Source organism: Clostridium sp. D33t1_170424_F3 (assembly GCF_015667585.1).
Classification (GTDB): Bacteria; Bacillota; Clostridia; order Oscillospirales; family Acutalibacteraceae; genus Anaeromassilibacillus.
In genome coordinates this window covers 177969-200660 of record NZ_JADPEG010000005.1, presented here as the reverse complement: position 1 = coordinate 200660, position 22692 = coordinate 177969, and the positions used below count along the sequence as shown (strand labels likewise).

Below are 22692 nucleotides of genomic sequence, written 5' to 3'. Positions count from 1 at the left end.
TCAATGGAAACGGCTTTACTCCGGCCTTTACAGTGGGTAACGGCAATGTATTGAAGACACAGGCAATTTCCCGCATCAGCAATCTGTATGTTTACAAGGTCTGGGCGGTTGGCGCGCCGGGCGAAAGCGCGGGCGTGTACACTACTCTGGCCGGCAATATGCCGCAGAAACACAGTACGGTAACGGTTATCTAATTGCCGCCACTGAAAATCGCCTTTTTCAAAACAGAGTCTGGCAGACTTCCCTTGGGGAACTGCCAGGCTCTGTTTTATTTATATAAATTTTTCTGAAAAAACCTCCATGGCTTATCCACATGGAACGGAACATCTTTTTTAATCACTGTATCGACGTTGGAACCCTTTTAGTAATAAAAATTAGATCCGTCGATTTTAAGCATCCTGCTTATTTCACTATTAAAATGTAATTATATAAATTACTCTCACAAAATAATTTAAACGCTTATTCTACACACTTTCTGTGTAAAAAACAATTTTGTTTTCTTGTTTATAAACCATAATAATTTTTTTATATTTCATAAGAATTTCTATTGCGAATTATGAAAATCTCTGATATGATAATTACAAAGAAATAATTTCCATTTTTTGCCGGTCGAGCAAAAAATTTTATGTGCTTTTGGAAAGTGCCCTTTGCTCCATTTCGCTTTTAGCACTTTTTTAGCAATGGAATGTTTTTCAAAGTGAAAAAAATTGTCCTTATAATCATCACTTCTTTAAAACCATTATAATAAGGATCATAAACAGTTTCTATGTGTAAAGGAGGCTATACCATGCCACATCGAATCACAGACCAGGCACTCACAAAATTCTACAAAACTTACAGCCCTGTGCTGATTGCAAATAATCTGGCTGGTATTCCCTCTGAAAAAGAATTGCAGGACATCTTCATTCCCCGCGAATTCGACGCAAGGATCGAATCCCTGATTGCCAGTCTGAACGACCGGTCGAACAACATTCCCGGTAAAAAATCCGGCAAGCGTACCATGATCATCCTGGTTGCCGCTCTTATTGCCGCCGCGACCGCGGTCATGACGGTTTCCGCCGCACGGGAATGGGTCATTCAAGTGGTAACGAAGGCGTTGAACACCCACACGTCAATTTCCGTATATGACGCGTATACGGAAGAACTCACCCCTTCCGAACCGGCTATTTTACCGGAGGGCTATCAGGTTTTTACAAAGCGGACAAGCGGCCAGACCGCCTATACGGTTTTTGCGAAGCCCTACGGCAATATCCAGCTGACAGAAAGCCTTCTGGCCACAGAATTGGAAACTCTGCCAAATTTGAAACATACCGATATAAACGGCATTTCGGTACAGTACCGTGAAGTCCCGGAAGACAACCTGAAACAGTTTTTCTGGACATATAACGGCTTATACTATACCTTAAATATTATTGACCAGACATTATCCACAAATGATGTGCTGACAATCATTGAAAGCATCGAATATAACAACTCGTACACCCCGCGTGTTGTTACCGAAGTTCCTGTTGCGGGCCAATTTGAACCTTATACCCTCACATATCTCCCTGACGACTATATTTGTACCGGTCAGGATATCAACCGTCAGCATCGGTATGCGAAGATCAGTTATCAGCTTTCGGAAAACACCGGTGCAAAAATTCAGCTGTCACAAATCGGAAAAGGACATTTTAAAATTGACAGCGAACATTTGGACGAATACGACGATTCCATCACCATCAACGGAGAAAGCGCAACTTATATGAGAAAAAAAGACTGTCAGCGTATTCTCTTTGATAATGGGTCGTATTTCTTCTCCGTTTTTATCCAGGACGGCTCTGTTGACAAAAAAACCGCCATCCGGATTGCGGAAGGAGTCGTTCCCACAAACGCTTCCTGAAACTGTAATAAAAAGGCGTACGGCCAAGCGCAAACTGCGCGGCCGTACGCCTTTTTCATGTTAATTTACACCTTCTGCCGATGCGCAGACGCCGCGACCAGCTCCACATAGCAGCGAACCAGCCCCTGTTCCGCCTGCGTCATCGACTCATACCGCTCAGCCAGCTGCTTTGTCTCCTCTGAATATTGGCTCTGAGGCCGCTCCAGCAATTCATCAACGGATATGGCAAAAAAGTCTGCAATCTTGACGATTTTGTCTATTCCGGGATTGACTGTCCTCCATTTATGAATGGTCCCATATCCAAATTCCAGCTCCCGTTCCAGCGCGGCTATGGTGGTTTTGTTTGCCCTGCAAAGATTTTTAATTTGATTGACCAGCATATGCTTCTCTCCTTTTATTCTTCCCCTGTTTGACTCAGGTTTCTTTTCCAAATGCTTTGCTGCATTTAAGTATCTTAAAAAGCTATCTATATTATAGTACATATGTTCTGAAAATGCAATAGTATCGAACGAATATTCCTATATTTCTTTTTCTACCCACGGTACAAAAAGAGGCTTTGACTTTTCACCTGCCTGGCATTACACTGTAAAGAGCGGGCCTTTCCATATCTTCGTAGGCTCGCCGTTTTCCAATGCCCTGTGGCAGGAAATCGTTCAATAACGACAAGTAGGTTGTATCAGATATGAACAAACAAATCGGATGCCTTTTTCTATCCGTTCTCCTGGCCTTTTTCTTTCCCGGATCTCTTTCCGCCGCGGCCGTCTCAAATCAACCCGCACAAGAAATTGTAACTGTCGCTTTTCCTCCCGCGGAAGGCATCAGTGAACTTGCCGAGGACGGCACCCGAAGCGGTATGTTCTACGATTTCATGATGGAAATCGCCAAATATACCGGATGGAACTATCAATTTATCGACGGGGACATTGAAACGCTGCTAACAGAGATAACCGCGGGTAATATTGACATTATGGGGGGCATGTACCACCAGAAGAGTTTGGAACCCTATATACACTACACAAAATACACTGCGGGAAGCAACAACACCCTGCTGTTTACCAATAAAGATGATCCTTCAATCAAAAACTTTGACTTGAACACGTTGAACGGCAAAACAATCGGTGTTTATGCGCGGTCGGAAGACCGTATCAACCGGCTGAAAAATTTTCTCTCCTTTAACAGTCTTGACTGTACCATCCGCCAGTACGACGATCTTACCGCCTATGAAAAATGCCTGGATAACCGGGAAGTAGACGTCATGCTCGGCAGCGACAACAATATAAAAGATACATACAACGTCGTTGCAAAGTTCAGCGGCCATCCTTATTACATCACCACTGCCAAAAGCCGGCCCGACTTGTGTGAGAAGCTTGACTATGCCATGGAGCAGATTTACGCGGCCAACCCAAACTACGCAGAAGAATTATATGAAAAATACTTTCCTTCCTTTTATAACACCTCTATCAATTTTTCCAATGAGGACCTTGCGTTTATTCGAGATGCCGAACCGATCCGCGTAGCGCTCATGCGGGAACGTTACCCCATTTACTTTTCGCGGGAGAAGGCGTATCAGGGAATCGCTTTGGATATTTTAAACCAGATTTCCGAGCGAACCGGTTTAAAATTCACCTATGTATACGCCGACACCTATGAGGAAACACTCCAGCTGACACAGGACGGTAAAGCCGATCTTTCCGGCTTCTATCTGAGTTGGGAGCAGTCCACAAAGAACGACAGCATGGTGCTGACCAAAAGCTATGCCAAATTGGATGAGGTGATCATTAAAAATAAATCTGTCGTTTATCCATCGGACAACCTGTGCCTTGCCATGGTAAAAGGCGGCAGCCTTCCCAGGAACGTACCCTATCAGGAAATTCTGTATTACCCCTCTGTTGAGCAATGCCTGGATGCCGTAAACAGCGGGGAGGCCGATTATCTCTGCACGCCCTCCGCTTTTATTGAAGACCTGTTTTACAAAAACCATTATTCGCAGATTTCTATTTTAGCAACCAATAATTCCTCCTGTTATGTCTCCTTTGCGATGGATGATCCTCTGAACATTCCGCTTTATTCCGTTTTAAGTAAGGCGTTGAACAGCTTGCGTGAAGATGAGATCGACAGCATCATTTCTAAAAACCTGGTTTCCATTGAGGAGCCGCACATGACGCTGCAATCCATGATCTATGCAAATCCAGTCGCATTCATCGTAATCTGCGGTTCTTTTTTATTTCTCCTGATGCTGACAGTTCTGCTGGTCTTCCATTTCCAGATGCGGAACAAGCTGATGCAGGTTGAGCTGGAAAAAGCACAGGAGGATAACTATGCAAAATCCACTTTCCTCTCCCAGATGTCGCACGAGATCCGCACACCAATGAACGCCATCATTGGTCTGACCAATCTAGCGCGTCTATCCGGCGAAGCAACGCCAAAGATTGATGCGCAGTTGGAAAAGATATTCACTTCCGCGCAATTTCTTCTTTCTCTGGTCAACGATGTGCTGGATATGTCCAAAATTGAAAGCGGGAAAATGCAGATCAGCCCCGAGCCGTTCTGTCTGCGCCAAATTCAGCAGCAACTGGAAAGTATCCTGCGCATTCAGGCGGAGGAAAAGGGTATTCAAATCTCTTTCAAATATAAAATGGAAGATATAAGCGTCGTTGGGGACGCGGTACGCATCAAGCAGGTGCTGACCAATCTGCTTGCAAACGCATTAAAATTTACCGATCCGGGAGGCAGCGTCTCCCTCACCATGGAAGAAACCGGACATACGGACAAAGACGTACAGGTCCGATTCCGTGTCGAGGACAGCGGCATTGGAATTTGTGAGGACGACCTCGAACGCATTTTCCAAACCTTTGAGCAGGCGGCGGGGAGCAACCGCAACCAGCAGGGCACCGGCCTTGGCCTGCCCATCAGCAGAAGCCTCGTACGGCTGATGGGCGGGGAATTGCAGGTGTCAAGCACGCCCGGCGTTGGCTCCACCTTCCAGTTCACACTGAAACTGCCGCTTTCTCAGGAAGCGCTGCCGGACCATGCTGATGACCCGCAGCCACATGCTCTCAGGGGCTCGCGTCTTCTTTTGGCAGAAGACAACGCGCTCAATGCGGAAATTGTCATCTCTCTGCTGAACATGGAAGGGGTCGACATTGAGCACGCCGAGAACGGCGAACAAGCTGTTCAGATGTTTCAGACGCATGCGGACGGGTATTATGACGCTATCCTGATGGATTTGCAGATGCCTGTCAAAGACGGCCTCACCGCGACCAAAGAGATCCGTGCGCTTTCCCGCTCCGACGCAAAAAAAATTCCGATCATTGCCATGACCGCCAACACCTTTCAGGAAGACCGGGACCGCGTTTTTGCGGCGGGCATGGACGCTTTCATGCCCAAGCCCTTCGATGTAGCACAGCTGTATCAGACACTGGAGAGGTATCTCCCTTCCTCCGGTGCAAAGGACGAATAAGGCATCACAGGAAGCATACACATAGTAGCATCACTTTGCAGCAGAGGAGACAATGAATCTATGAATCAATCGCCCATTCGCTATGAAAGAGCCGTCATGGAGGACGTTCCGGCCATTGTGAAAATCATACAAACCGCCAAGGACGGCATTGCCGCTGAGGACTGGTATGTAGCGGTCAATGAAGATTTTGTGCGGGAGAACGTGGAACAACGCGGTTTTATTGTGAAAGCAATGTCGGAGGATACAATCGCCGGTTTTCTGTTGGTCCATTACCCAATGGACGACGAGGACAATATGGGCGCATACCTGCAATTGGACAAAGTGGAACGCCGAAAAGTCGCGCACATGGATACCGCCTGCGTTCTTCCGGCTTACCGGGGTATGCACCTGCAGCAGACCCTTCTGGAAGAAGGAGAAAGGATTTTAAAGACTACGGCATACCGGTATTCCATGGCGACCGTCCACCCCGACAACCGGTACAGCCTGCGTAACCTGCTGGCAGCGGGATACTCCGTGGTGACTACGGTTCCCAAATACGGCGGGCTGCTGCGCCATGTGGTTTGTAAGGATGTAATTAAAACCTGGAGCGTTTGAAGTAAATCACTTGATTGGTTTCTCTACCAAGATTCCCGCGGCAGCGTTGTTGTCATTGGAGAATGCCAGCCCGCGGGTGTATCCCGCCTTGCCGCGACGTCCCGGCTTGAATCCCCTCCATTTCTTTACTCAAAACGCCCCAAACCGACAGGAGGAAGTAAAAAATGCCGTTTGACTACAAAAAGGAATACAAAGAGTATTATTTGCCAAAAAATAAACCCAGTATCATTGAAATTCCTGCTATGAACTTCGTGGCTGTCCGCGGAGAGGGAAATCCCAACGCAGAAGACGGCGACTACCAGAAAGCCCTTGGCCTGCTCTATGGGATCGCTTTTACCATCAAGATGAGCTACAAAGGCAGCCACAAAATAGACGGATTCTTTGAATACGTCGTGCCCCCGCTGGAGGGCTTCTGGTGGATGGACGGCATTTCGGACGGGATCGATTACAGCCGCAAGGACCAATTCCACTGGATCTCCCTGATCCGGCTGCCGGACTTCGTCAAAAAGGAGGATTTCGACTGGGCGGTTGCGGAGGCGGCAAAAAAGAAAAAGATGGATTTCTCAAAGGCGGAGTTCCTGACGTATCAGGAGGGCCTGTGCGTACAGTGCATGCACATCGGCCCATACGATGATGAACCGGCCACCGTTGAACAGATGGACCGGTACGCACGGGAAAACGGCTATCTGACCGACATCTCCAACACCCGCTATCACCATGAAATCTATTTGAGTGACGCCCGCAAATGCGCGCCGGAAAAGTTAAAGACGGTTATCCGCCATCCGGTGAAAAAAGCAGAAGCCTAAAAACACAAAGAAAAGAAGTCGGTTTACGCATAAAACCGGCTTCTTTTCTTTACTAACTGTAATATTATCTTTTCTATTACAAAAATCCACAGTTACAGGCAAAATCTGTTACAATCTGGCGCTAAAACCAGCCTCTTTTCAAACGGCTTCCCCATCTGCTCTGGCAGCAGGCCTCTTAAAAAGCCCTGTTACTGCCGGTCAAGATAGGCCTTCAACGCCAGGCCAATAAACTTTGACGCGCCCTGTCCATATTTTTGATCGGTTACTTTTTGATAAACCGGGCTGGAACAATAGGTCTCCGCCATGGAAGGCCAATAATTTTCTCCCATGTCGACGCCCTTGTTGCTCTCGTTGACAAAGGAGACCAGCTCCGCAACCATTTGCTGTACATCGGGAGACGCCGGGTCTTTGTTCAGGTCTGCCGTAAGACTCCTTGTAAGGGCGTCTCCTTTGTCCAGCAGGCCATCCACCTCGGACGGCGCGATGGTTGGGCCGTGCTCCAAAAAGCTTTGCAGATTCTGTTTCATGGCTTCCGTATAGTTTTCCAGGCTGCCGTACTGCTGCACCGCCCCGTCCGCAATCTCATGCTTATGGGATTCCAGTTCCGCAATCATCTCGTCAAACCGCTCCATACTTCCAAGCTGCTTTGTAATTTCAGCTGCATGCGTCTTTTTGAAGTCGTTCAACACACAAAAATATTGGCTCATATCAAATTCTTTGAAATCCATACATGTCTCTCCTTTGATTAATTTGTCAAGCAATTTCAATAAGGCGTCGAGGCGGTCGCGTTTGATTTGTATCAGTTCCTTCTGCTTCTGATACGCCGCCATCTTATCGAAGCGGGGATTTTCCATAATCGCCTTGATTTCCTTCAACGTGAAGGCAAGCTCCTTAAAAAACAAAATCTGCTGCAGCTTTTCCAACGCCTGGTCATCGTACAAACGGTAGCCGGCCTCGGTTGTCTGCGCCGGCTTTAATAATCCGATTTCATCGTAAAACTGAAGCGTCCGCACGCTGACGCCCGTCAGCGACGAAACCTGTTTGACCGTCATCATTCCTTATTGCCTCCTGTATCGCGGTTGTTTTTGTCTTTCCCTGTCTATTACTCTACACTATCACCATGCGTGAGGGTCAACCCTTTTTTCATATTTTTCCCCGCACACACATTTCTGATATTAAAAACCCGATCGCATGCAAAAATCCCTCCGGCAAACAGGAAAAGCCTGCCTGCCGGAGGGATTTTTCATGCAGGAACGCGCCGTTTTTTCAGCGCACACCATTATTTCTGTACCGCGATAACCTCTACCTCGCACAGCACGTTCTTCGGCAGCGTCTTGACCGCCACGCAGGAACGGGCCGGCTTACCGGTAAAATACTTCTCATAGACCGCGTTAAACGCGCCAAAGTCTCCCATGTCCGCAAGAAAACAGGTGGTCTTCACAACGTCTTCATAGCCGCAGCCTGCCGCTTCCAGAATCGCGCTCACGTTCTTCATCACCTGTTCCGCCTGGATGGAAATGTCCCCGTCTGCGATTTCGCCGGTCGATGGGACGATCGGGATCTGCCCGGAGGCAAACACCATACCGTTAACTACCTTTGCCTGGGAATACGGCCCAATCGCCGCAGGAGCTTTGGAGGTCACAATTGTTTCCATAGCAAAAACCTTCTTTCTTGAAATTCTGTTAACCGATATTGTACCGCTTTACAATGTGGTAACCCGCGTCCCCAATGGCCTTGCTGATCTGCTCAATATGATCGTGGTTGCGGGTTTCCATTGCAATGCGCAGGTAGCAGCCGTTGATGTCAGTATCCTCTCCGCCGCGGTCGTGGTGGACGCTGACCACGTTCGCGCCCAGGTCCGCGATCATTGCGGAAACCTCTTTGAGCTGTCCGGGCTTGTCGACCATCTCAATAATCAGCTCGGCAGAACGTCCCGCCTTTAACAGGCCGCGGTTGATGACCTTGGACAGGATCGTCACGTCGATATTGCCGCCGGAGAGCAGGCAGGCCACCTTCTTGCCCTTGATGTCCACCTTATTGAACATGGCGGCGGCAACCGCTACCGCGCCCGCCCCTTCCGTGATGAGCTTCTGCTGCTCGATCAACGCCAGGATTGCGGTGGCCGTCTCGTCGTCGCTGACGGTGACAATGCCGTCCACATACTTGCTGCACATCTCGTAGGTCAGATCGCCCGGGCACTTGACCGCAATGCCGTCCGCAAACGTGGAAACGCCGGGCAGCGCGTGCGGTTCATTCTGCGCAAGGGACTCCTTCATGCTGGCCGCACCGCTTGCCTGTACGCCGTATACCTTGCAGTTGGGGTTCAGGGATTTGATGGCAAACGCCACGCCGGAGATCAGTCCGCCGCCGCCCACCGGAACAATGGCGACGTCCAGATCGGGAACCTGTTTGAGCAGTTCCAGACCGATGGTTCCCTGCCCGGCGATCACGTCGGGATCATTAAACGGATGGATAAAGGTCATATTCCGCTCTTTTTGCAGCTTCACCGCACGATTGTACGCGTCGTCGTACACGCCCTTGACCAGCTCGACCTCCGCGCCGTAGCTCTTGGTGGCCTCCACCTTGGAGATCGGCGCGCCGTCCGGGATGCAGATCAGGGACGGGATGCCGTTTTTGGCCGCCGCCAGCGCGACGCCCTGCGCGTGGTTGCCCGCCGAACAGGCGATGACGCCGTGGCTCTTTTCCTCGTCGCTCAGCTGTGAAATTTTATAGTACGCGCCGCGCACCTTAAAGGAACCGGTCACCTGCAGGTTTTCTGTTTTAAGATAAATCTCGCTCTCCGGGTTGATCTGCGGCGCCGGGATCACATCGGTTTTGCGGATGACCTGCTTGAGCACATATGCGGCATGATAGATTTTATCCAACGTTAACATGATTTTACCCCCATCACAGTCATTGTATTTCCGCTTCCCGCATCCGCACCGGGATGGAGGGGAACCAGGTTCTATTTTACTTGGGCATCGCCATTGCGCCCGTGCGCAGGATCTTCAGCACATGGTACGGATTATAGAGCTCAATAAAGGAATTGATGGTTGTCGCGTCGCCGGTCAGCTCCAGAATCATGGAGGTAGCCTCCACGCTGAGGATGTTCGCGCGGAACACATTGGCCATCTCGACCAGCTTCTCGCTGTTCTGGACCGTGCGCTCCACCTTGATGAGCAGATGCTCCCGCACCACGGAAGCGTTCGGGTCCACGATGTCCACCTGCTCAATATCGACCAGCTTGCTGACCTGTTTATCCACCTGCCGCACAATGCGGTCGTCACCCTTGACGACGATCAAAATACGGGAGTACTCCGTATTCTCCGTCTGTGCCGCAACAATACTCAGGATATTGTAGCAGCGGCGGCTGAACAGGCCGGAAATACGCAGGAGCACGCCGGGGTTGTTCTTTGCAAGGATTGAGATGATATATTCTTTTTCCACTGGATACGCCATGTTCGCTCCTCCTATCACATTTCCAGAATCGGGTCTTCCACGGAAGCGCCTGCGGGCACCATGGGCAGGACGTTGACGTCCTTATCGATCAGGCAGTTGATCAGCGCCGGTTCGCGCAGGGCCAGCGCCTGCTCCAAAACAGGCCGCACGTCGTCTTTGGTGCGGATGGTAAACGCCTTTGCGCCAAAGGCCTGGGCCAACAGTTCAAAGTTCGTATTTTTATCGAGGTCCGTCTGGGAAAAGCGGCTGTCGTAGAAGAGCTTCTGCCACTGGCGCACCATGCCCAATACGGAGTTATTGAAGACGATTTCCAGCACGGGAACATTGTACGCCACAGCGGTGGAGAGCTCATTGCAGTTCATATGGAAGCTGCCGTCGCCCGTGATGTTGATGACGCGCTTTTCCGGGTTTGCGATCTGCGCGCCGATGGCCGCGCCCAGGCCAAAGCCCATGGTCCCCAGCCCGCCGGAGGTAATGAAGCGGCGCGGCGCACGGTAACGGTAGAACTGCGCCGACCACATCTGATGCTGGCCCACATCCGTGACGATGATCGCATTGGAATCGGTCAGTTCGTCCAGCGTTTCCAGAACCATCTGGGGCGTTACGCCGTCCGGGTCCGCCACGCTCTGGGAGAGCGGGAATTCCTTCTGCCATTTTGCAATGCTGGCCATCCAGTCCGCGTGATCCTGCTGCTCCAACCGGCAGTTCAGCTCCGCCAGGATTTCCTTTGCATCGCCCTTGAGTTTGAGGGCTACATCGATATTCTTGTTGAACTCCGCGGAGTCAATGTCGATCTGGATGATCTGGCAATGCTGCGCAAAGAGCTTTGCATTGCACAGCACACGATCCGAAAAACGGGTGCCGACCGCAACAAAGAGATCGCAGTCCTTGATCGCCAGCGCCGCGGTGTTGGTGCCGTGCATGCCCAGCATGCCCATATAGCGGCTGTCCGTCTGGTCGTAGCCGCCCTGGCACATCAGTGAGCAGGACACCGGCGCGTCCAGCCGGTCCGCAAAGGTTTTCAGCTCGTCAAACGCTTCCGCGGCAATTACGCCGCCGCCCGCGTAGATGAACGGACGCTTCGCCTGCTGCAGCATCGCCATCGCCTGCTCAAAGCGCTCCTCAATCGGGAACAGGTGTTTTACCTCCAGAACCGGATCGTTCCGGTGGGTAAACTCCACCTTCTGCGCCGTGATGTCCTTGGGAATGTCGACCAGTACCGGCCCCTTGCGCCCGCTGTTGGCGATTTCAAACGCCTGCCGCAGAACGTCCGCCAGCTTGTTGACGTCCTTTACCAGAAAATTGTGCTTGGTCACCGGCATCGTGATGCCTGTGATGTCGACCTCCTGGAAGCTGTCCAGCCCCAGCAGGTCAAGGTTTACATTGCCCGTGATGGCGACCATCGGCACGGAATCCATGTATGCGGTGGCGATGCCCGTCACCAGATTCGTCGCGCCGGGGCCGGAGGTTGCAATGCAGACGCCCGTTTTGCCTGTGGACCGCGCGTAGCCGTCCGCCGCGTGCGCCGCCCCCTGTTCGTGCGCGGTGCGCACATGATTGATACGGTCCCGATACTCGTACAGCGCGTCGTAGATGTACAGCACTGAACCGCCCGGATACCCGAACACGGTATCCACGCCCTGCTCCAGCAGACATTCCATGATGACCTGCGCTCCTGTCAATACCATAATTGATTCCTCCTGACATATCTTCCCTGTAATCGTGATAAACAAAAAAGCCTTCGTCTCTGATTAGAGACGAAGGCTATCAGCTTCCGCGGTACCACTCTAAGTGCTGCAATGCAGCCGCTCATGTGTATCTATCAATACACTCTCCTGTAACGGTGAGAAACCGGACGCGCCTACTTGCCCGCAAGGGGGTTCAGCCGCCTGCTCCGGGGTGATGTCCTGTATGCTCCGCACCGCCTTACACCACCCGGCGGCTCTCTGAAGCGGCTTACATACGCTCCGTCCCCATCATCGCAAAACCGTGCACGCTCGCAACGGTCTTTATTCAACTGTATTGTTACTAATATATCCCACAGGGTACGGTTTTGTCAACCCATAATGCAAAATTTTTCTGCAAGGCTGTTTGTCAGCAGATCCATTCCGTCACGCGATCGGGCAGGACAATGCCGTTCAGATGGTCGATTTCATGGCAAAAGCACTTTGCCAGCTCGCCCTCCCCGGTCAAAATCTGTTCGCAGCCGTTTTCGTCCAGCGCCTGCACAATAACCTTCTGCGGACGCACGGTTTTTCCAAAGCGGTCCGGAAAGCTCAAACAGCCTTCCAAACACTCCTGCACGCCGCTGCTGCCGATGATTCTCGGGTTTACCAGCTTCATCAAATGCCCGTCCCCCATGTCGATCACCACAAGCCGCTTGAGGATGCCGACCTGGCAGGCCGCCAGACCCGCGCCGTTTCCAAGCGCATACATGGTATCCGCCATGTCGTCCAGCAGCTGTCGGATTTTATCGTCCACCTCCGGCACTTCACGGCTTTTCTTCCGCAAAATTTCATCGTCCTCATACCGTAAATTCCGCAGCGCCATCAGCCTTCCCCCCTGCTCTTTTCCGCGCGCGATTTCTTTTCGCTCTCTTCAAACAGGAACACGTCCTCGATCCGGCAATCGAACACCCGGGCAATGTCGTATGCCAGCCAAATGGACGGTTCAAACTTTTCCGCCTCAATGGCGTGGATCGCCTGACGGGACGTCCCCACCAGCTTCCCCAGCTGTTCCTGCGTCAATTCCTGCGCCTCTCGCAGTTCCCGGATCCGGTTTTTCAAATGCCCCACCTCTGTCATGTTTACCTTACATCCATCATACAACGATCGCGGCGGAATGTCAAGACGGCACGGTTATTTCCTCTCTTTTCCACAGGATGGGCAGGTCGTTTCATGCATACACAACCGCTCCCCACAGGCGGAGCAGGTCCAGCGCGCATCCTCTTCCCGCAAGAACGCATCCATTCCTTCCGCTTGTATCATCCGCAGGTTTTCCAGCAGGCTGACATGGTACTGCTTCCGATACCGCCGGTCCAGCCGTTTCAATCGTTCACAGGGGAAGTCCGGGCAAGTTTCGCAGCGTCCGCCCTCTGTGCGCATCACCGAGCAGCTCTTGATTGCGCAGCTCCGGCAGTGGCCCGGTTTTCCCGCACTGCCGGCCCGGCAGCCCGGGCAGTTCTTTTTCTCCCGCTGATAAACGGCACACAGGGCGCAGTTCATCCCGCAGGGGGCGATTGTCTCCCGCTTCATCGGACAAGCGGCTGACAGGCCGGGCAGAAATACACATTGCCGCCCAAGTAAGCCTGGCGTACCAGCGGGCCGCCGCACTGTAAACAGGGATACTGCACGGTGTTTTTGGAGAGGAACGAACGGTATCCGCCCGGATTCCCAAACAGGTCTTTTTCTGTGTCTCTGCCGCCCTGCTCCGCCATTTCCCGCAGCGTATGCTTCACACTGTGAAACAGCCTGTCCCGCTGTTCCCTGTTCAACGCTTCCGCCCGCGACTTCGGATGCAGGCCCGCCCGGTACAAAATGTCCTGCAATGAACCGTTTCCCAGTCCGGGAATCCGCTGCTCCGTCGCCAGCAGTCCCTTGACGCTCAGCGTGGGTTTGATTCCGTTCCACAGGCTGTCAAAATACGCGCGGTCAAACGCATCGGTCAGCGGGTTGGGCTTTTCTTTGGCGACTGTATAATAAAAATTGTCGTTTTCCCCTTCCAAAAACGCCCAGATGCCCCCGTACATCTGGATGGTACAGACCAGAGCGGAATCATCCGTGAATCGGATACAGAGCTGGTGCTTTGCCGGGAGTTTCTCACCTGCGGCATAATAGCGGATATTCGCGCCGTCGCCAAACAACAGCCGTGCGTTGTCCAGCGTGATTTCCACCTGTCCCGCCAGCGCCTCCGCATTCTCCACCGTGCGGCCTTCCAGCAGGGCCGGGTATCCCTCCGGGTCCCCGGAATAAAATGCAAACCTGTGCGGCGACGCATTCGCCGCGACCGATGCGATCTGCTTCCCCGCAACGGTTTCACGCAACTGTCTGGCAATGGTATCGCTCTCCGGTATCTCCAACATATCTTCGCGCCTCCTTTTGATCCAGTATACAGGATGAAACTGGACAAGTAGCTGTCCTATATAAAATAACCCGTCCCACACTTTTCACCGTGCGGGACGGGTCTTTTTCACGTTTTTATTCGTTTCCACCACAGGGTTTCCGCTTCACGGTACTGCCGGAACGCACAGCGCGACAGTACGCGCCGGGAAGCGTCGTTTTCTGGTTCCGTCTCCGCCAGAATGGTACGGATACCGGGCTGCACAAAGGCCCAGCCGCACATCGCCTCTACCGCCTCCGTCATATATCCATTGTGTTCATACGCGGCGTTGAGGCCGTAGCCGATCTCCACCGCGCCGTCCTCGCCCGGCGGCGCTTTAAAATCCGCCGCGCCGACGACTACCCGGTCCTCTTTTCTGAGCAAAAGCCAGAACGTGTGAAACAGCCAGTTTTCCCTGTCGTTTTGCACCTTCTCCGCCTGCTCCCGCACAATCTGCAAAAACACGCCTTCCATCTTTTCGCCGTCGTATGTACAGCGAAATGCCTGTTCCAGCGCGGGAATGTTTTCCATCCAGTTTTTGATCTGGACTTCGTCCAGAGGAAGCAGGAGCAGCCGTTTGGTTTCCAGTTGCATATACATTCACCTTTCCATACGTTGGAAAGGCCCGTTGTCACTGTTCTTTTTCACCCTCTCCCGCAATGCGCAGGAATTTCAAAATCAGCGGGATGTAGGTGGCGACAAATACCCCCATCGCCGTAAACACCACCGGTTTCCTCACCTTCTGCGGGAGCGCCGTTCCAATCAGAATTCCAGCGGCACACAGGCAAAATTTGAGCAGTGCCAGGTCCTTCCAGTCTGATTGTCTGACATATTCGTTTGCATAGCCAAAGAGCCTTTTCATATTCTTCGCCACCTTTCCAGAGCGGTTTTCGTAAACAGGGGATACTGGGACGGCAATGCCGCAGCAGCCTTCCCCGAACGCTGAACTGCTGATCGTATTAACCTGAACCACTCTGATTGTATCATAGCAGAAATGCGGGCAAAATACCACTGAAAAACAAAAAAACAGCCCCGGCGGATTTTCCCATCGGGACTGCGTTTTTATAAAAGCTGATCCAGTGCTTTTTTTAGCGCCCGGTTAAAAAAGGTCCAGTCGTGGACGCCGTTCCACTCTTCATACATGGAATCAAAGCCCAGCTGCCGCAGGTCGCAGCAGAAGCGCAGGTTGTCCTGCCGGAACAGGTCCTTGTCCCCGCAGGCCAGATAAAATTTGGGCCGGTATGGCCCCTTTGCCGCCTTTTTGGCGAGTTCCAGCGGTTCGCAGTCCGGCCGCCAGTCCAGGTCTTCCCCGAACATCGCCTGAAAGTCCGTGGGGGTCTGCATGCCGAACCGCTGCTGCAGAGCGGAGAGGTCGCCCCGCTCCTGCGCTGCGCGCTGTATGGCGAGCGTTTCTTTTAAATACAGGCAGGCGGAGGAAAACGCCCCGCAGGCGCCGTACTGCTCCGGCCTGGACAGCGCGCATTTCAACGCGCCGTAACCGCCCATGGACGCGCCGATAACCGCCGTGTTTTCCCGCTCCGCCGCAATCCGGAAGACGTTTCGGCAAATCTCCGGAAGCTCCTCCGTCACATAGGTAAAAAACCGCTGTCCGTACCGCATGTCTGTATAAAAGCTGCGCGCAACCTCCGGCATGATGAAGACTGCATTGCTTTTTTCCGCGTAAGCGGGCAGCATGGTGTAATCCAGCCAGTCGCCGCTTCTTCCGCACAGCCCGTGCAACAGGTAAATCACCCGGTACGCACCGGAAGCCGGGGCAGCGCCCGGTACTAACACGGTAATCCCGGTTTCCATCTCCAACGTCTGTGAAAAGACGTGCCCTCGTAAAATCATCTTGATCCTCCCGGGCTGCGAATCGCCGCACCAGCGCCCCGCAGCCCTCTCTTTCCGTGAATGAAAACAACTGTATACTGTCACTGTCTATCGGCCAGTTTGCCTGCGCGCGTTCATTTTCATCATACCTGATATACTTTTTATCGCAGCGCAAACTGGGGGCTTTCCATCATATCTTTCATCTGGCACAGGCAAAAGGGGTGTCCGGCGGGGTCAAACAGCACTCTCCAGCCGTCGGAAAACTGTTTCTCCGCAATCGTCGCTCCGCACTGAACCGCATGTTGAACCGCTGCTTCCAAATCATTCACAGCGAAGTCCAAATGCACCATCTGCTGCTGTGCTCCCGGCTCCTCCGGCCACACAGGCGGTACGTACGCCGGATTCCGTTGGAACGTGATTCCAGGGTATGCCCCCTGCGCCGTTCCCGGAGCGCCGACACACGCCCAGTCTTCGTCATGGTATGCGATTTCCCACTGGAGCAGCGCCGCATAGAATTCCGCCAATGGATACGGGTCCTTGCAGTCCACCGTAAAGGCGTACATTTTTATTTTCATTTCAGGATGCATCATTCATTTCCTCCAAGTTTTCAATCGGTTGGCTCAGGGTTTCTTATATCCGTTGAACCACGCCCGCTCTGCAAACGGCTTCTTTGCCGTACCCGTCACGGGCTTTGCGGGTACGCCCAGCGGCAGGTAAACGGCGACGGTCAGGTCGTCCGGCACGCCGAGCATTCTGCCCATCTCTCTGGCCTTCTCCCCGCGGATCTGCCCTTCGATCCAGACGGACGCATAACCCTTCGCCGCAATTGCCAGCAGGACATTTTCCGCCGCCGCAGAGTAATCGTGCACATGGTAGGAAACGCCACTGGGCGACATGGTCTCTTTGGTCAGCAGCAATACCGCCGCCGCGGAGGTTTTAGCCCAATCTTTCCCGCAGATCTCCGCGAGCTGCCGGACCAGCGCCGGATCATCCACCCCGATGAACTGCGTGGTTTGCAGGTTGCAGCCGGAAGGGGCGAGCACGCCCGCCTCCAATATTTCTTCCAGATCGGCGCGGGGCACCGGTGCGTCTGTAAACAGATTGCGGTAGCTTTTTCTGGCGCGGATTGCCTCCATCAGTTCCATTAAAAATTCTCCTCTCTCATCTGCCGGGCCTTCGTCCGGTACGCTTTTTCGCAAAGGCATCACGATTTTTCTCCTCTTAGTTTAAACGCTGTTTTCATCAAAGTCAAACTTGACTTTTCAAAAGGATTGCGATAGCATCATTTTACGATAATCACACAAAACATGGAAAATGGAAAGGGCTCGCTTATGGACTGGAAAACACTGCTCGAAGACCCCGTTCTCTCAAAAAAGGCCATGCGAAAAATCCTGTTTGTCATTACGTTTACGGTTATTTTGGTCTACATTGTGTTCCATCTGGAGCTGACCGGGTGGTTCATCGGCTGGGTATTTTCCCTGATCAGCCCGTTTCTGATCGGCATTGCCGTCGCGTTTGTGCTCAATGTCCTGCTCAAGCTGTTTGAAGAGCGCATCTTTGGGTTCCTCAGGCGCAAAAATAGCCGCGTCTGGCGGAAATGCGGGCGGGCGGTCTGTGTGGTCCTGACGTTTCTCACGGTACTGCTGCTTCTGGGCGGAATCATCTTTTTTGTGCTGCCGGAGCTGGTCCGCTCCATGCGCGTACTGACGGACGCCGTTCCGTCCTACGCCCAAAGCTTTACGGAGTGGCTGAACCAGACGCTCACACGGCTAGACCTGGAGCAACTGAAGGACACCGTCATGAAAATCGACTGGACCAATATGCTTTCCAACGCGACACAGGCCACCACGGACCTGGTGGGCTCCATTGCAAACGCCACCATCGGCGTGGCGTCCGGCATCGTCACCTTTATCATGAGCCTGATTTTTTCCGTTTATATGCTTTTCAGCAAGGAAAAGCTGCTTCAAAACTTCAAGCGTGTGCTGTACGCCTACCTGCCGCGCCGGACAGCCTACCGGTTGATCGAGGTGGGCAGCCTCTCCAACAGCATCTTTGCGGGCTTTGTCACAGGCCAGTTGACGGAGGGCGTCATTCTTGGGGTGCTGTGCTACATCGGCATGAACCTGATTCAATTGCCCTACGCCCTGCTGATCAGCGTGATCGTCTCGCTGACCAGCCTGGTCCCCATTTTGGGCGCGTATCTGGGCGGCGCGGTGGGCGCGTTTATCCTGTTGATTATCAACCCGCTGGACTGCCTGTGGTTCCTCATTTTCCTTGTGGTCCTGCAGCAGGTTGAGGGAAACGTCATCTATCCGCGCGTGGTCGGCACCTCCATCGGGCTGCCCGGCATCTGGGTGCTGCTGGCCATCCTGGTCGGCGGCGGGCTGGCTGGCATCCCCGGCGTTTTAATCGGCGTGCCGCTCTTCTCCGTCCTGTACGCCCTGCTGCGCTCCGGCACAACCCGGCAGCTGCGCAAAAAGCGGATAACCAACGAAGACGTCCGGCGGAACGCGCCGCCGGAAAGGCCGGAACCTCCAGAAGAGGCCGCCGAGCCATTATTTAGCGATACTCCCTAAATTTCTTTTCCTCTTTTCGATTTATTTGTTGTTGCAGCTCGAATTGTTGCGAATCAGAATAATTCTCACAGAGATAACGTGTATACTTATCACATCTATCTTCATCGAAAATGGGAGTTATGTATATGAATGAGTCGATTGCCCGCAAAAGTATTAATCAGGAAAAAAGCCAGCTGATCAACCGGGCGCTGGTTGCGGACCTGCTCCGCCAGGAAGGCGTGTGCTCCCGCGCGACGCTTGCGCAGCTCTCCGGCCTGAAACAGGCGACGATCACCAACATCATCGGGGAATTTATCGAGTGCGGACTGGTGGTGGAAACCGGTCTGATGAGCGGCTGCAAGGGCCGTCGCTCCATCGGTATCACGCTAAACGACGATCTGTACAAAGTGATCGGCGTGCGCATGACGCGCAGCGCCTTCTACACCAGCCTTGCGGGACTGTCCGGAAAAATTTACGCCGTCAAGCAGTACAAAATCAGCCCGAAGGAGAGCGTGCAGGACACCATCACGCGCATTCGCACCGCCATTAAGACGATTATCCGGGAAAACGAAGGCGCCAATATCCCCGCCGTCTGCATGGCGATGCCGGGCCCCTACCGGGAGGACCGCGACCAGCTGCTGTTTGTCACAGAGCTGGCCGGCTGGCAGAACTTCCCCATCAAGGAAGCGCTGACCAAGGATTTTGACATTCCGATTCACATTGTCAACGACGCGAACGCCAGCGCCTTTGCGCAGCTCTGGTACCGCAGCAAGGACTATGGCATCCAGAACATGATCTACGTACTGGCCGGGCAGGGCGTCGGCTGCGGCATCATCACCAACGGCAAGCTGGTGCTGGGCCAGCGCGGCATCGCCGGGGAATTCGGGCACAGCACCATCAACTACAAGGGCGCTCTGTGCGAATGCGGCAACCGCGGCTGTCTGGAAAAATACTGCTCCTATCTGGTCTATTATGAAAACGTCACGCGCCGTTTGCGCGCAGGGGAATCCTCTTTCCTGAGCGAAGACAACCTGACTCCCGCCAGCCTGTCCGACGCGGTAAAGAACGGCGATCAGGTTGCCCGTGAGGAATACGAAAAGGTCTGTGAATTTCTCGCCATCGGCATTGTCAATCTCATCAACCAGTTCAATCCCGGGATGATCGTCATTGGCGACGAGCTGGCGGAGATCGACTCCAGGCTGATGCTTTCCATTGTAAAGGAGCACGTGCGCGAATGCATCAACCCGCTGATCTACAACGACGTCGTGATTGAGACCAACGCGCTGCCGGAAAGCCCCGCCCTGCTGGGCGCCGGCGCCATCGCGGCAAAAAATGTGCTTTCCGACCCGACCAAGCTGATGAAGCTGGCCCGGAGCGACGAATATTAATTCCACACCTTCGCAATATTCACAACGACAGAAAACGCCCGCGAAACCCATTTGCATATGGGGATTTCACGGGCGTTCTTTTTATGCAGTCATTCCAAGACTGATTTTTGCGTCATTCCATCGGATACCGGACGCCCCACGCTTCGCGCAGGCTGTCCATCAGCCCCATCATGCGCAGCGTTTCCGCGTGCGGCAGCTCCGGGCATTCGGTTTTCTTTTCCGCAATCGCTTTGGCACAGGCCCGCACCTCGTACTCATAGCCGCTGATCTCGACCGGCGCGGGAATCATTCTCGGCTCGTCCTCCCCGTCCACATACACGCGGATTTCCTCCGCATGCCAGAAATCTTTCAGCGTCAAATGCCCTTTTGTCCCGTAAACCGTCGCCTCGTTGCGGAAATTGCAGACCATGGAGCTGGTCAGCGTGGCGATTTTACCGTCCCGGTACTCCAAAACCATGCTGTTCTGCGCATCGACGCCGCGGTCGGTCTTAACCGCGCGGGAGGTTACGGAAGCAAGGTCGCCGCCGAACGCAATAGCGGCAAAGGTCAATGGATAAATCCCCAGGTCGAGCAGCGCGCCGCCCGCAAGCGCCGGGTCCACCAGGCGGTCGTGCCAGGAAAGCTCAAACCCAAAGCCCGCCTCCAGCGAACAGAGCGTTCCCAGGACGCCGCTGTCCAACAGCTCGCGCAGCTTCCGCGCAAAGGGCATGTAGCGCGTCCAGACAGCTTCCGTAATCAGCAGCCCCTTCTGCTCCGCAAGGGCGAAAACCTCCTCCGCCTGATTGCGGTTGACGGTGAACGCTTTCTCGCACAGGACATGCCGTCCGTGGTTCAGGCAGAGCAGCGCATGCTGGTAGTGGTGGGAATGCGGCGTCGCGATATACACCAGGTCCGTGCCGTCGTCCCGCAGCATCTCCTCATAGGAGCCATACGCCTTTTCAAAACCGTACTGGCTGGCAAACGACTGCGCGCGGTCCAGATCGCGCGCGGCGACGGCATAGGGGATTACATCGTCCATCCGGGAAAGGGTATCCGCCATGGTCGCGGCGATTTTTCCCGCGCCTAAAATTGAAACTCTCAAACGATCCATTTTTATTCTCCTTCATTTTGTCACCGGGCCGCCTGCCTCTCCCCTTATGTTTGGGAAACGCACCACCTGCTCCATCTCAGTGGGGTTCGCACGGAGACCGCGGCATCATCGGCTCTTTCTGTCAACCTGATTATATCATACACCACCGTTAAAAAGAACCTTTCCCTTCCTTTTCATGCGGTTGAAACCGTGCGTTTCCCCTCTTTATCGAAAAGAAAGGATTCCGGTTACCGCTTCTTACAGGTAAAAAAATCCCATTCTGCAACACCGCTCCACCGGCTCTGTTTTTCTTTTTCTAAACGGAATCTCTTCCTTTGCGCCGTCATATTTTTTAACAATGGTACACGCATTGGAACACAAGCCATACGAAAAAATCTGCTTATGATTCTATAAAGATTTCTAATTTTTCATTATGGTTTCTATGTGATAAAATGGAAAGAGAATCGGCAGAATATCCAAAAAAATGCATTGGAGGTTGAGCAGGATGGGATATACGCTCAATACGGCCCAGGCCGACCAGGCCCTGCAATCGCTCAGAAGGGACTACCGCGTCTTCGCGCCCCGGCGGTTTCCAAAGCAGGGCCGTTATTCCGACACAGACGTCGTCCGCTACGCCGAAATAGAGCGCTTTGGCGACATCGTCTGGGAGGAAAAATCGGATTATCCGGCCAAGGAAGTAATCACGCCTATACAGCAGTCGATTTTTTATTTCACAGAGGACGAGTACCGGGCCAGCAAGGGCCCGCAGAAGCCAATCCTGCTCCTTGCCCGGCCGTGCGACATCAACGCCCAGCATATTCAGGCGAAAATTTATGCCGGCAACGGCGGGTATGACGACTTTTATTACATGCGGATACGGGAACAGGTAAAATTTGCGCTCATGGAGTGCCCCGGCGGGGACGATACCTGCTTCTGCGTGTCGATGGGCACAAACCGGACCGACGATTACGCGCTGGCAATGCGCTTCCGCCCGGACGGGATGGAGGTCAAGGTTGCGGACGAATGCTTTGACCGTTACTTTGACGGTATGCCGCAGCAGGACTATACGCCGTCCTTCGTTGAGAAAAACACCCTGACCGTCAGCATTCCGGATCTTTCGGACCGGGAGGTCCGTCTGGCTCTTAAAAAGCACCCCATGTGGAAAGAATTTGATTCCCGCTGCATCTCCTGCGGAAGCTGTACGCTGGCGTGTTCCACCTGCACCTGTTTTACCACCCGTGATCTGATCTATGGGGACAATCCCGAGGTCGGCGAAAGAAGGCGGGTCAGCGCATCCTGCCAGATTGAAGGGTTTGACCGGATGGCGGGCCAGCGGGAACTGCGGTCCACCGCCGGAGACCGGATGCGCTACAAGGTATTACATAAGTTTCACGATTACAAAGCCAGGTTTGGAGAAAGCCATATGTGCGTCGGCTGCGGGCGCTGCACGCACCGCTGCCCCGAGCTCATTTCCATCTCCGCGACCGTCGCAAAAGTAAACGACGCCGTAGCGGAAATCAAGGCCGGCATGGCGACCAAAGGAGCGTGAGAAAG

At 53.2% G+C, this 22692-nt stretch carries 24 protein-coding genes; 8 read left to right on the top strand and 16 right to left on the bottom strand.

The genetic code is table 11. From position 1 onward, the window contains the following. Both I4V53_RS05165 and I4V53_RS05160 read left to right on the top strand, forming a co-directional pair. Window positions 1-194: hypothetical protein (locus I4V53_RS05165; RefSeq protein ID WP_195984310.1), on the top strand; the 194-nt coding region annotated here is incomplete at its 5' end. 593 nt (window positions 195-787) lie between these two features. Further along, complete coding sequence (locus I4V53_RS05160; protein WP_195984309.1) at window positions 788-1879, top strand: DUF4367 domain-containing protein; 1092 nt, start codon at window positions 788-790, stop codon at window positions 1877-1879. Between the two features lie 65 nt (window positions 1880-1944). Here I4V53_RS05160 and I4V53_RS05155 read toward each other — a convergent pair whose 3' ends face one another. Then, window positions 1945-2259 carry a helix-turn-helix domain-containing protein gene (locus I4V53_RS05155; RefSeq protein WP_195984308.1) on the bottom strand — a complete coding sequence of 105 codons (315 nt, stop codon included), beginning with the start codon at window positions 2257-2259 and terminating at the stop codon, window positions 1945-1947. A gap of 302 nt (window positions 2260-2561) precedes the next feature. Between I4V53_RS05155 and I4V53_RS05150 the strand changes: the two genes are divergently transcribed. The 3 genes from I4V53_RS05150 (at window position 2562) to I4V53_RS05140 (ending at window position 6739) form a co-directional block, all read left to right on the top strand. After that, entirely contained in the window at window positions 2562-5339 is a 2778-nt protein-coding gene (locus I4V53_RS05150; protein WP_195984307.1) for an ATP-binding protein, read from the top strand. 60 nt (window positions 5340-5399) lie between these two features. Next, on the top strand, window positions 5400-5933 hold the full coding sequence (locus tag I4V53_RS05145; protein WP_195984306.1) for a GNAT family N-acetyltransferase: 534 nt from the start codon (window positions 5400-5402) through the stop codon (window positions 5931-5933). 164 nt (window positions 5934-6097) lie between these two features. Further along, complete coding sequence (locus I4V53_RS05140; RefSeq protein WP_195984305.1) at window positions 6098-6739, top strand: GyrI-like domain-containing protein; 642 nt, start codon at window positions 6098-6100, stop codon at window positions 6737-6739. Window positions 6740-6927: 188 nt separating this feature from the next. Here I4V53_RS05140 and I4V53_RS05135 read toward each other — a convergent pair whose 3' ends face one another. The 14 genes from I4V53_RS05135 to I4V53_RS05070 all read right to left on the bottom strand — a co-directional run bounded on the left by I4V53_RS05135 (window position 6928) and on the right by I4V53_RS05070 (window position 17331). Continuing rightward, on the bottom strand, window positions 6928-7794 hold the full coding sequence (locus I4V53_RS05135; RefSeq protein ID WP_195984304.1) for a MerR family transcriptional regulator: 867 nt from the start codon (window positions 7792-7794) through the stop codon (window positions 6928-6930). A gap of 224 nt (window positions 7795-8018) precedes the next feature. Beyond that, window positions 8019-8393 (bottom strand): RidA family protein, encoded by a 375-nt coding sequence (locus tag I4V53_RS05130; RefSeq protein WP_195984303.1) that lies wholly within the window; start codon window positions 8391-8393, stop codon window positions 8019-8021. Between the two features lie 28 nt (window positions 8394-8421). Beyond that, window positions 8422-9633: a threonine ammonia-lyase gene (gene ilvA, locus I4V53_RS05125; RefSeq protein ID WP_195984302.1), complete on the bottom strand. Its 1212-nt coding sequence runs from the start codon at window positions 9631-9633 to the stop codon at window positions 8422-8424. A gap of 76 nt (window positions 9634-9709) precedes the next feature. After that, entirely contained in the window at window positions 9710-10198 is a 489-nt protein-coding gene (gene ilvN / locus I4V53_RS05120) for an acetolactate synthase small subunit (protein WP_195984301.1), read from the bottom strand. Between the two features lie 14 nt (window positions 10199-10212). Next, complete coding sequence (gene ilvB / locus I4V53_RS05115) at window positions 10213-11886, bottom strand: biosynthetic-type acetolactate synthase large subunit (RefSeq protein WP_195984300.1); 1674 nt, start codon at window positions 11884-11886, stop codon at window positions 10213-10215. A gap of 406 nt (window positions 11887-12292) precedes the next feature. After that, on the bottom strand, window positions 12293-12748 hold the full coding sequence (gene def, locus I4V53_RS05110) for a peptide deformylase (protein ID WP_195984299.1): 456 nt from the start codon (window positions 12746-12748) through the stop codon (window positions 12293-12295). After that, complete coding sequence (locus I4V53_RS05105) at window positions 12748-12984, bottom strand: helix-turn-helix transcriptional regulator (RefSeq protein ID WP_195984298.1); 237 nt, start codon at window positions 12982-12984, stop codon at window positions 12748-12750. Before I4V53_RS05105 ends, def begins: the two co-directional genes overlap by 1 nt. 72 nt (window positions 12985-13056) lie before the next feature. Beyond that, on the bottom strand, window positions 13057-13452 hold the full coding sequence (locus I4V53_RS05100) for a DUF3795 domain-containing protein (RefSeq protein WP_195984297.1): 396 nt from the start codon (window positions 13450-13452) through the stop codon (window positions 13057-13059). Then, window positions 13449-14279: a DNA-formamidopyrimidine glycosylase family protein gene (locus I4V53_RS05095; RefSeq protein WP_195984296.1), complete on the bottom strand. Its 831-nt coding sequence runs from the start codon at window positions 14277-14279 to the stop codon at window positions 13449-13451. Before I4V53_RS05095 ends, I4V53_RS05100 begins: the two co-directional genes overlap by 4 nt. 107 nt (window positions 14280-14386) lie before the next feature. After that, on the bottom strand, window positions 14387-14890 hold the full coding sequence (locus I4V53_RS05090; protein WP_195984295.1) for a GNAT family N-acetyltransferase: 504 nt from the start codon (window positions 14888-14890) through the stop codon (window positions 14387-14389). 37 nt (window positions 14891-14927) lie between these two features. Next, window positions 14928-15158, bottom strand: coding sequence for a hypothetical protein (locus tag I4V53_RS05085; RefSeq protein WP_195984294.1), 231 nt, complete (start codon window positions 15156-15158; stop codon window positions 14928-14930). A 200-nt stretch (window positions 15159-15358) separates the two neighbouring features. Continuing rightward, window positions 15359-16147, bottom strand: a complete 789-nt coding sequence (locus tag I4V53_RS05080; protein WP_195984293.1) for an alpha/beta hydrolase — start codon at window positions 16145-16147, stop codon at window positions 15359-15361. Between the two features lie 140 nt (window positions 16148-16287). Further along, window positions 16288-16713: a VOC family protein gene (locus tag I4V53_RS05075; RefSeq protein WP_195984325.1), complete on the bottom strand. Its 426-nt coding sequence runs from the start codon at window positions 16711-16713 to the stop codon at window positions 16288-16290. A 33-nt stretch (window positions 16714-16746) separates the two neighbouring features. After that, a complete protein-coding gene (locus I4V53_RS05070) occupies window positions 16747-17331 on the bottom strand; it encodes a nitroreductase family protein (RefSeq protein WP_353616474.1) in 585 nt (194 codons plus the stop codon). Between the two features lie 126 nt (window positions 17332-17457). On the opposite strand from I4V53_RS05070, the gene I4V53_RS05065 reads away from it, so the two are divergent. Continuing rightward, window positions 17458-18702, top strand: coding sequence for an AI-2E family transporter (locus I4V53_RS05065; protein WP_195984292.1), 1245 nt, complete (start codon window positions 17458-17460; stop codon window positions 18700-18702). Window positions 18703-18827: 125 nt separating this feature from the next. Continuing rightward, entirely contained in the window at window positions 18828-20069 is a 1242-nt protein-coding gene (locus I4V53_RS05060; RefSeq protein WP_195984291.1) for an ROK family protein, read from the top strand. Window positions 20070-20181: 112 nt separating this feature from the next. Here the strand turns inward: I4V53_RS05060 and I4V53_RS05055 are convergent, their stop codons facing one another. Beyond that, window positions 20182-21159, bottom strand: a complete 978-nt coding sequence (locus I4V53_RS05055; RefSeq protein WP_353616473.1) for a Gfo/Idh/MocA family protein — start codon at window positions 21157-21159, stop codon at window positions 20182-20184. A 484-nt stretch (window positions 21160-21643) separates the two neighbouring features. Between I4V53_RS05055 and asrA the strand changes: the two genes are divergently transcribed. Next, complete coding sequence (gene asrA, locus I4V53_RS05050) at window positions 21644-22687, top strand: anaerobic sulfite reductase subunit AsrA (protein WP_195984290.1); 1044 nt, start codon at window positions 21644-21646, stop codon at window positions 22685-22687. The last annotated feature ends 5 nt before the right edge of the window (window positions 22688-22692 follow it).